Origin of the sequence: Paraburkholderia acidipaludis NBRC 101816, from assembly GCF_000684975.1 — a bacterium.
Lineage (GTDB): Bacteria > Pseudomonadota > Gammaproteobacteria > Burkholderiales > Burkholderiaceae > Paraburkholderia > Paraburkholderia acidipaludis.
Window position 1 is genome coordinate 194,347 of sequence record NZ_BAXZ01000016.1, and the last position, 6,007, is coordinate 200,353.

Annotated in this window: 6 protein-coding genes; 1 reads left to right on the forward strand and 5 read right to left on the reverse strand. The window is 62.9% G+C overall.

What is annotated here, in order from left to right:
* Nucleotides 1–38: 38 nt before the first annotated feature.
* The 5 genes from benB to BAC01S_RS18770 form a co-directional block, all read right to left on the reverse strand.
* Nucleotides 39–527 (reverse strand): benzoate 1,2-dioxygenase small subunit, encoded by a 489-nt coding sequence (benB, locus tag BAC01S_RS18750; protein WP_027796150.1) that lies wholly within the window; start codon nucleotides 525–527, stop codon nucleotides 39–41.
* A complete protein-coding gene (locus BAC01S_RS18755; RefSeq protein ID WP_027796151.1) occupies nucleotides 524–1,882 on the reverse strand; it encodes a Rieske 2Fe-2S domain-containing protein in 1,359 nt (452 codons plus the stop codon). The genes benB and BAC01S_RS18755 overlap by 4 nt, the downstream gene beginning before the upstream one ends.
* A gap of 116 nt (nucleotides 1,883–1,998) precedes the next feature.
* Complete coding sequence (gene catA / locus BAC01S_RS18760; protein ID WP_027796152.1) at nucleotides 1,999–2,934, reverse strand: catechol 1,2-dioxygenase; 936 nt, start codon at nucleotides 2,932–2,934, stop codon at nucleotides 1,999–2,001.
* 78 nt (nucleotides 2,935–3,012) lie between these two features.
* Nucleotides 3,013–3,303, reverse strand: a complete 291-nt coding sequence (gene catC / locus BAC01S_RS18765; protein WP_027796153.1) for a muconolactone Delta-isomerase — start codon at nucleotides 3,301–3,303, stop codon at nucleotides 3,013–3,015.
* A 30-nt stretch (nucleotides 3,304–3,333) separates the two neighbouring features.
* Nucleotides 3,334–4,470 carry a muconate/chloromuconate family cycloisomerase gene (locus BAC01S_RS18770; RefSeq protein WP_027796154.1) on the reverse strand — a complete coding sequence of 379 codons (1,137 nt, stop codon included), beginning with the start codon at nucleotides 4,468–4,470 and terminating at the stop codon, nucleotides 3,334–3,336.
* 267 nt (nucleotides 4,471–4,737) lie between these two features.
* On the opposite strand from BAC01S_RS18770, the gene BAC01S_RS18775 reads away from it, so the two are divergent.
* Nucleotides 4,738–5,847 carry a branched-chain amino acid aminotransferase gene (locus tag BAC01S_RS18775; protein WP_027796155.1) on the forward strand — a complete coding sequence of 370 codons (1,110 nt, stop codon included), beginning with the start codon at nucleotides 4,738–4,740 and terminating at the stop codon, nucleotides 5,845–5,847.
* The last annotated feature ends 160 nt before the right edge of the window (nucleotides 5,848–6,007 follow it).

Below are 6,007 nucleotides of genomic sequence, written 5' to 3' on the forward strand. Positions count from 1 at the left end.
ACCTCCTCCAACTCCCCTCAGGGATCTAACGTTCGACGTCAAACGTGATAGACGTCGAGTACCTGCCGGATGTAGTCGTTCTTCAGCACGATCTTCTTATAGGCAATCAGCAAATCGTCGCCGGCCCGGCGCAACGTGACGAACATCGTTCCGAAGAACTGATCGTTCGTTCTGTAGCGATGGCTGAGGGTGTGGAAGTTGTAGCGCACGTCCACTTCGTCGCCGCGATCGGCCAGCACTTCCACGTTGGTGACGTTGTGGCTCGTGCGCGGCTCGGGTGTCGATGCGCCGCTGCGCTCGGTCTTGATGCGAAAGACGCGATCTTCCAGCCCGCCCCGGTCGGGGTAGTACATCAGCGAGATCTGGCTCTCGTGATCGTCGGTCAACTGGTCGTCGTCGTCCCACGCCGGCATCCAGTACGTGACGTCCTCGGCATAGCAGGCCAGCCATTCGTCCCACTGGCGATCGTCGAGCAGGCGCGCTTCGCGGTACAACACCGCGCAGATGGTTTGGTAATCGAAGCTCATGCTACGGTTTCCTCACGTTCCTTCTTCAGCGCGCCACGCATCGTGCGCGCCCAGTATTCGTGCTGACACACGAAGAGACCTTCGTCCTCGCTGCGCTCGCCCGAAATGAGCGGCTTGAGGCCCATCTTCTGCGCATTGGCGTCCGCGCCTTCCACCCACAACGGCGCGCCGCGCGACAGGTCGTTCCACATCGCCGTGATGCCGGCATAACCGGACTGGCAGGCGCGGAACTCCTCCAGATCGTCGGCCGTACCCATGCCCGAGACGTTGAAGAAGTCCTCGTACTGGCGCACCCGAATCGCACGATCGACGGCACTCTCGCCCTTCGGGGCGAAGCAGAAAATGGTGACCTCGGTCTTGTCCACGCTGATCGGCCGCACCACGCGAATCTGCGTGCTGAACTGATCCATCAGGAACACGTTCGGATACACGCAGAGGTTGCGCGTCTGGTTGACGATGAAATCCGCCTTCACTTCGCCCACGCGAGCGCAAATTTCGTCGCGCTGCCGATAGACCGGCCGCACTTCCGGATTCATCGTCTGCGTCCACAACAGGATGTGGCCATGGTCGAAGCCGTAGACGCCCGCCACCGACTTGCTCCAGCTGTTCGCGTCCACCGCCTGCGTGCCGTCTTCCTTGCGCCGCCCCATCGTCGCGGCGTAATTCCAGTGCACGGTGCTGACGTGGTAGCCGTCGCAGCCGTTCTCCATCTGCATCTTCCAGTTGCCGTCGTAGACGTACGAGGAGTTGCCGCGCAGCACTTCGATCCCATTCGGCGCCTGATCGACGATCTGGTCGATGATCACCCGCGCTTCGCCCAGGTAGTCTTCCAGCGGCATGGCATCCGCATTGAGACAGCCGAACAGGAAGCCACGATAGCTCTCGAAGCGTGCCACCTTCTTCAGGTCATGCGAGCCGTTCGTGTTGAACTGCACGGGATATTCGGTCGTCTTCTCGTCCTTCACCTTCAGCAGCTTGCCGGTGTTGGAGAAGGTCCAGCCGTGGAACGGGCACGTGAAGCTGCCCTTGTTGCCGTGCTTGCGCCGGCACAGCATTGCCCCTTTGTGCGCGCAGGCGTTGATGGACGCGTGCAGCGCTCCGGTCTTGTCGCGCGTGATGACCACCGGCTGGCGACCGATCCACGTGGTGTAGTAGTCGTTGTTGTTCGGAATCTGGCTTTCGTGCGCCAGGTACACCCAGTTGCTCTCGAAGATGTGTTTCATCTCCAGTTCGAACAAATCGGCGTTGGTGAAGATATCGCGACGGCAACGGAATACACCGGCCTCTTTGTCGTCCTGCACCGCCGTGGGGAGCAGGTGATCGAGTTCGTTGGCGTGATCGTGAATGGCGGTCATGTTTCCTCTCCCTATGCGCGCACCGGCCCCTGCAGGCAGGGCCTGCATCGGTGTCGAACGGGTCTTGGGGGATTCGAGCGGCGGCGGCGCGAGCGCACCGCCGCCGTGTGGGACGGTTACGCCGCGGCTTCGGCGCGCAGGCGATGGACGATCTGGTTGTCCTTGCCCTGAACCAGCGGAGTCAGGACGAAGTTGAATTCGATGTCCTTATAGACGTCGCTCTTGAGGCCCAGCGCGGCGCCGCCCGTCTTTTCGGCCACGGGCGGAATCAGCTCCTCGCGGGTGGCGTAGGCGAAGTCGTCCCAGATCAGCGGATCGCCGTCGATGTTGAATTGCGTGGTCAGCTTGCGATGCTGCTCGCCCGCGACGAAGAAGTGCACGTGCGCCGGGCGGTTGCCGTGGCGGGCGATCTCGTTCAGCAGCCGCTGGGTCGAGCCCTGCGGAGGGCAGCCATAGCCTACCGGCATGAGCGTGCGGAACTCGTACTTGCCGTTCGCATCGGTCTTGACCGCGCCGCGCAGGTTGAAATCGCTTTGCGCGCCGGTCGGGTCGAAGTGCGAATAGAAGCCCTTCGAATTGGCGTGCCAGCATTCCACCACCGCGCCGGCAACCGGCTCGCCGTCCGTGCCGGTGACCGTGCCGTGAATCACGAGCGGGCCGGCGTCGGCGTCGGGATTGATGTCGATCTTCGCCACGCCGTCGTGAACCGTTGCACCGGCCACATAGAGCGGGCCTTCGATCGTGCGCGGCGTGCCGCCGTCGAGACCGACCGCCTTGTCCGCGGCATCCATGCGAATGTCGAGATACTTTTCCAGGCCGAGACCGGCGGCGAGCAGCGCCGCTTCTCCGTCCTGGCCAAGCTTGTTCAGATAGTTGACGCCGGCCCAGACTTCGTCGGGCGAGATGTCGAGGTCATCGATCGCCTTGAACAGATCGCTCAGCAGACGATTGAGAATCTGCTTGAAGCGGGCGTTGCCGTCCTTGCCGTCGATGTTGGTCGCGGTCTTCAGCAGGTCCTGCACTTCTTTGGTGTCGAATACTTTGGCGCTCATGATTACTGTCTCCACATAGTTCTCGGGGAAAAAACGACTCGGGACGCACTTGCCCTCGAAATCACACGGCTCCTGGGCTCAAACGTCGTCGTCACGAATCGACGACGGATGACGACACAACGGCGTCACCGAAATCTTCATGTACGGGAACAGCGGCAAACCCGTCAGGATGTCGTGCAGCTCGGCGTTGCTCTCCACGTCGAAGATGCTGTAGTTGGCGTACTCGCCCGTGAGACGCCAGATATGGCGCCACTTGCCGCTCTTTTGCAGCGCCTGCGAGTACGCCTTCTCGCGTGCCTTGATCTCGCCGGCGGCATCCGCGGAAAGGTCGTTCGGGAGATTCACATCCATTCGTACGTGGTAAAGCATCGTCAGCTTCCTTTGGATCTTTTGCCGGGATTACCGGGTGACTTTGACGAGTCCATCGCGGGTGAAGCGCTTGACCCGCGCTTCGTCCAGTTCGATGCCCAGACCCGGGCCGTTCGGCACGGCCAGCTCGAAGTTGCTGTAATCGAGCGGCTTCGTCAGGATCTCTTCCGTGATCAATAGCGGTCCGAACAATTCGGTGCCCCACTGCAGGTTGGCGAAGCTGGCGAACAGATGCGCCGAGGCAACCGTGCTGAACGCGCCTTCGAGCATCGTGCCGCCATAGAGCTCGATACCCGCCGCATCGGCAATCGCGGCCACGCGCTGCGCGGCAAAGAGCCCGCCGTTCTGTTCGATCTTGATCGCGAACACGTCGGCGCCGTGGTGCTTCGCGATCTCGAAGGCGCTTTCCGGGCCCTGCAGGATTTCGTCGGCCATCAGCGCCACCGGGAAGCGGCCCGTCAGGCGCGCCAACGCCGCCCTGGAGGCCACGGGCTGCTCGACCAGTTCGCAGCCGGCCTCGGCCAGTGCCGGAATGGCCCACGCCGCCTGCGTCTCGCTCCAGGCCATGTTGACGTCCACGCGCACCGCGGCGCGCTCGCCAACGGCCCTCTTGATCTCGGCAACGTGGCGAATGTCGGCCTTGAGTTCCTTTGCGCCGATTTTCAGCTTGAAGACGTTGTGCCGCCGCGCTTCGAGCATCGCTTCGGCTTCGGCAACGTCTTTGAAGGTGTCGCCCGAAGCCAGGGTCCAGGCCACCGGCAGGCGCTCGCGGCGGCGACCGCCCAGCAGCTCGCTCACCGGCACGCCAAGACGCTTGCCTTGCGCATCGAGCAAGGCCGTTTCGAGCGCGCTCTTCGCGAAGTGGTTGACCTTGACGAGCTTGCCGAGGTGCGCCATCAGCGCCTGAATGCGGGTGGGATCCTGGCCGATCATGGCCGGCGCGAAATAGGCGTCGATCGCAAGTTTCATCGACTCGGGGCTTTCCGGGCCGTAAGCAAGACCCGCGATCGTGGTGCCCTCGCCGATGCCGATCACGCCGTCGCTGCAGTACACCTTTACCAGCATCAGGGTTTGCCCGTGCATCGTGGCGACCGAAAGCTTGTGCGGGCGGATCGTCGGCAGATCAACGAGACGGGTTTCGATGCGTTCAATCGTCACTGAGGCCATGGCGGAAATTGCATGTGTGAAGTTCATGGAGTGGTTTTATACGCGCCGGCCTTGACAGCGTCCAATACTTTTGCTAGTGGATTTTCATACCTCAAAGGTATGGTATTGACGGCACGTATGAAGAAACTCTGCGCCGCCATACTTTTTGGGACTCGCGTGCCACCGCGAGAAGGCGGCGCGCCCGCCTGCCGGAAAATCTGCACCAAACCCGAAAAAAGACCGAAAATACGCGGACAACCGCAATCAACAACCGCGAGACCGAGAAACATGAGCACTAGCAGTCGCCTGCAATTCGCCGTCGAACAACATCCCAACCCCACGCCTGCGGACCAGATCGCCGCGCGCCTGGAAAGCCCGGTTTTCGGCCGGGTCTTCACCGACCACATGGTCACGATCCGCTGGACCGAGGGGCAGGGCTGGCACGACGCCAAGGTCGAGGCGCGCCGCCCGTTCCAGATCGACCCGGCCTGCGCCGTGCTCCATTACGCTCAGGAAATCTTCGAAGGCATGAAGGCGTATCGCCGCGAAGACGGCTCGATCGCCCTGTTCCGCCCGCAGGAAAACGCAAAGCGCTTCCGCGCCTCGGCGGCCCGCATGTCGATGGCGGAACTGCCCGAAGAGCTCTTCATGCAAGCCATCGACGCGCTCGTCGATATCGACCAGGCCTGGGTGCCCGGCGGTGACGGCAGCCTCTACATCCGCCCGTTCATGTTCGCCGCCGAGAGCTTCCTCGGCGTGCGCGCCTCGGCGGAATACATCTTCTGCGTGATCGCCTGCCCGGTCGGCCCCTACTTCAAGTCGGGCAAGTCGGCGGTGACGGTGTGGGTGTCGGACCAGTACACGCGCGCGGCGCCCGGCGGCACGGGCGCGGCCAAGTGCGGCGGCAACTACGCGGCGAGCCTGATCGCGCAGACCGAGGCAACGGCCAAGGGCTGCGACCAGGTCGTGTTTCTCGACGCGGCCGAGCACCGCTGGATCGAAGAACTGGGCGGCATGAACGTGTTCTTCGCGATGGACGACGGCTCGCTCGTCACGCCGCCGCTCTCGGGCACGATCCTGCCGGGCATCACGCGCGCGTCGATCATCGAGCTGGCCCGCAAGGAAGGCATCGAGGTCAAGGAAGCGCCGGTCGCGTTCGATACGTGGCGTGAAGGCGCCGCGAGCGGCCGCGTGAAGGAAAGCTTCGCGTGCGGCACGGCGGCCGTGGTCACGGCGATCGGCCAGGTGCGCCATGCGGGCGGCGAATTCACGATTGGCGACGGCGGCGAAGGCGAAGTCACGCGCCGCATCCGCACGCTGCTCACCGGCATTCAGCGCGGCAAGGTGGCCGATCCGGCGAACTGGGTCTGGAAGGTGGAAACGGGCAAGAAGGTGTAAGCGCCGGCTGGGTCGGGCAAGAACGATACGGGGCGCACTGCGGTGCGCCCCGTTTTTTTAGGTTCTTCGTGGATTTCGATTGTGAACAGGCTGTAGTCGGCGCCATGAAAGGACCTTCGTCCGACCCGTCGCTAAGGTATTCGAATGGCGAATCCATTCA

Bases quoted from the DNA above. Each gene is read 5' to 3' on its own strand.
- BAC01S_RS18775 (WP_027796155.1), top strand. From the start codon at position 4,738: ATGAGCACTAGCAGTCGCCTGCAATTCGCCGTCGAACAACATCCCAAC.
- catA (WP_027796152.1), bottom strand. From the start codon at position 2,934: ATGAGCGCCAAAGTATTCGACACCAAAGAAGTGCAGGACCTGCTGAAG.
- catC (WP_027796153.1), bottom strand. From the start codon at position 3,303: ATGCTTTACCACGTACGAATGGATGTGAATCTCCCGAACGACCTTTCC.
- benB (WP_027796150.1), bottom strand. From the start codon at position 527: ATGAGCTTCGATTACCAAACCATCTGCGCGGTGTTGTACCGCGAAGCG.
- BAC01S_RS18755 (WP_027796151.1), bottom strand. From the start codon at position 1,882: ATGACCGCCATTCACGATCACGCCAACGAACTCGATCACCTGCTCCCC.
- BAC01S_RS18770 (WP_027796154.1), bottom strand. From the start codon at position 4,470: ATGGCCTCAGTGACGATTGAACGCATCGAAACCCGTCTCGTTGATCTG.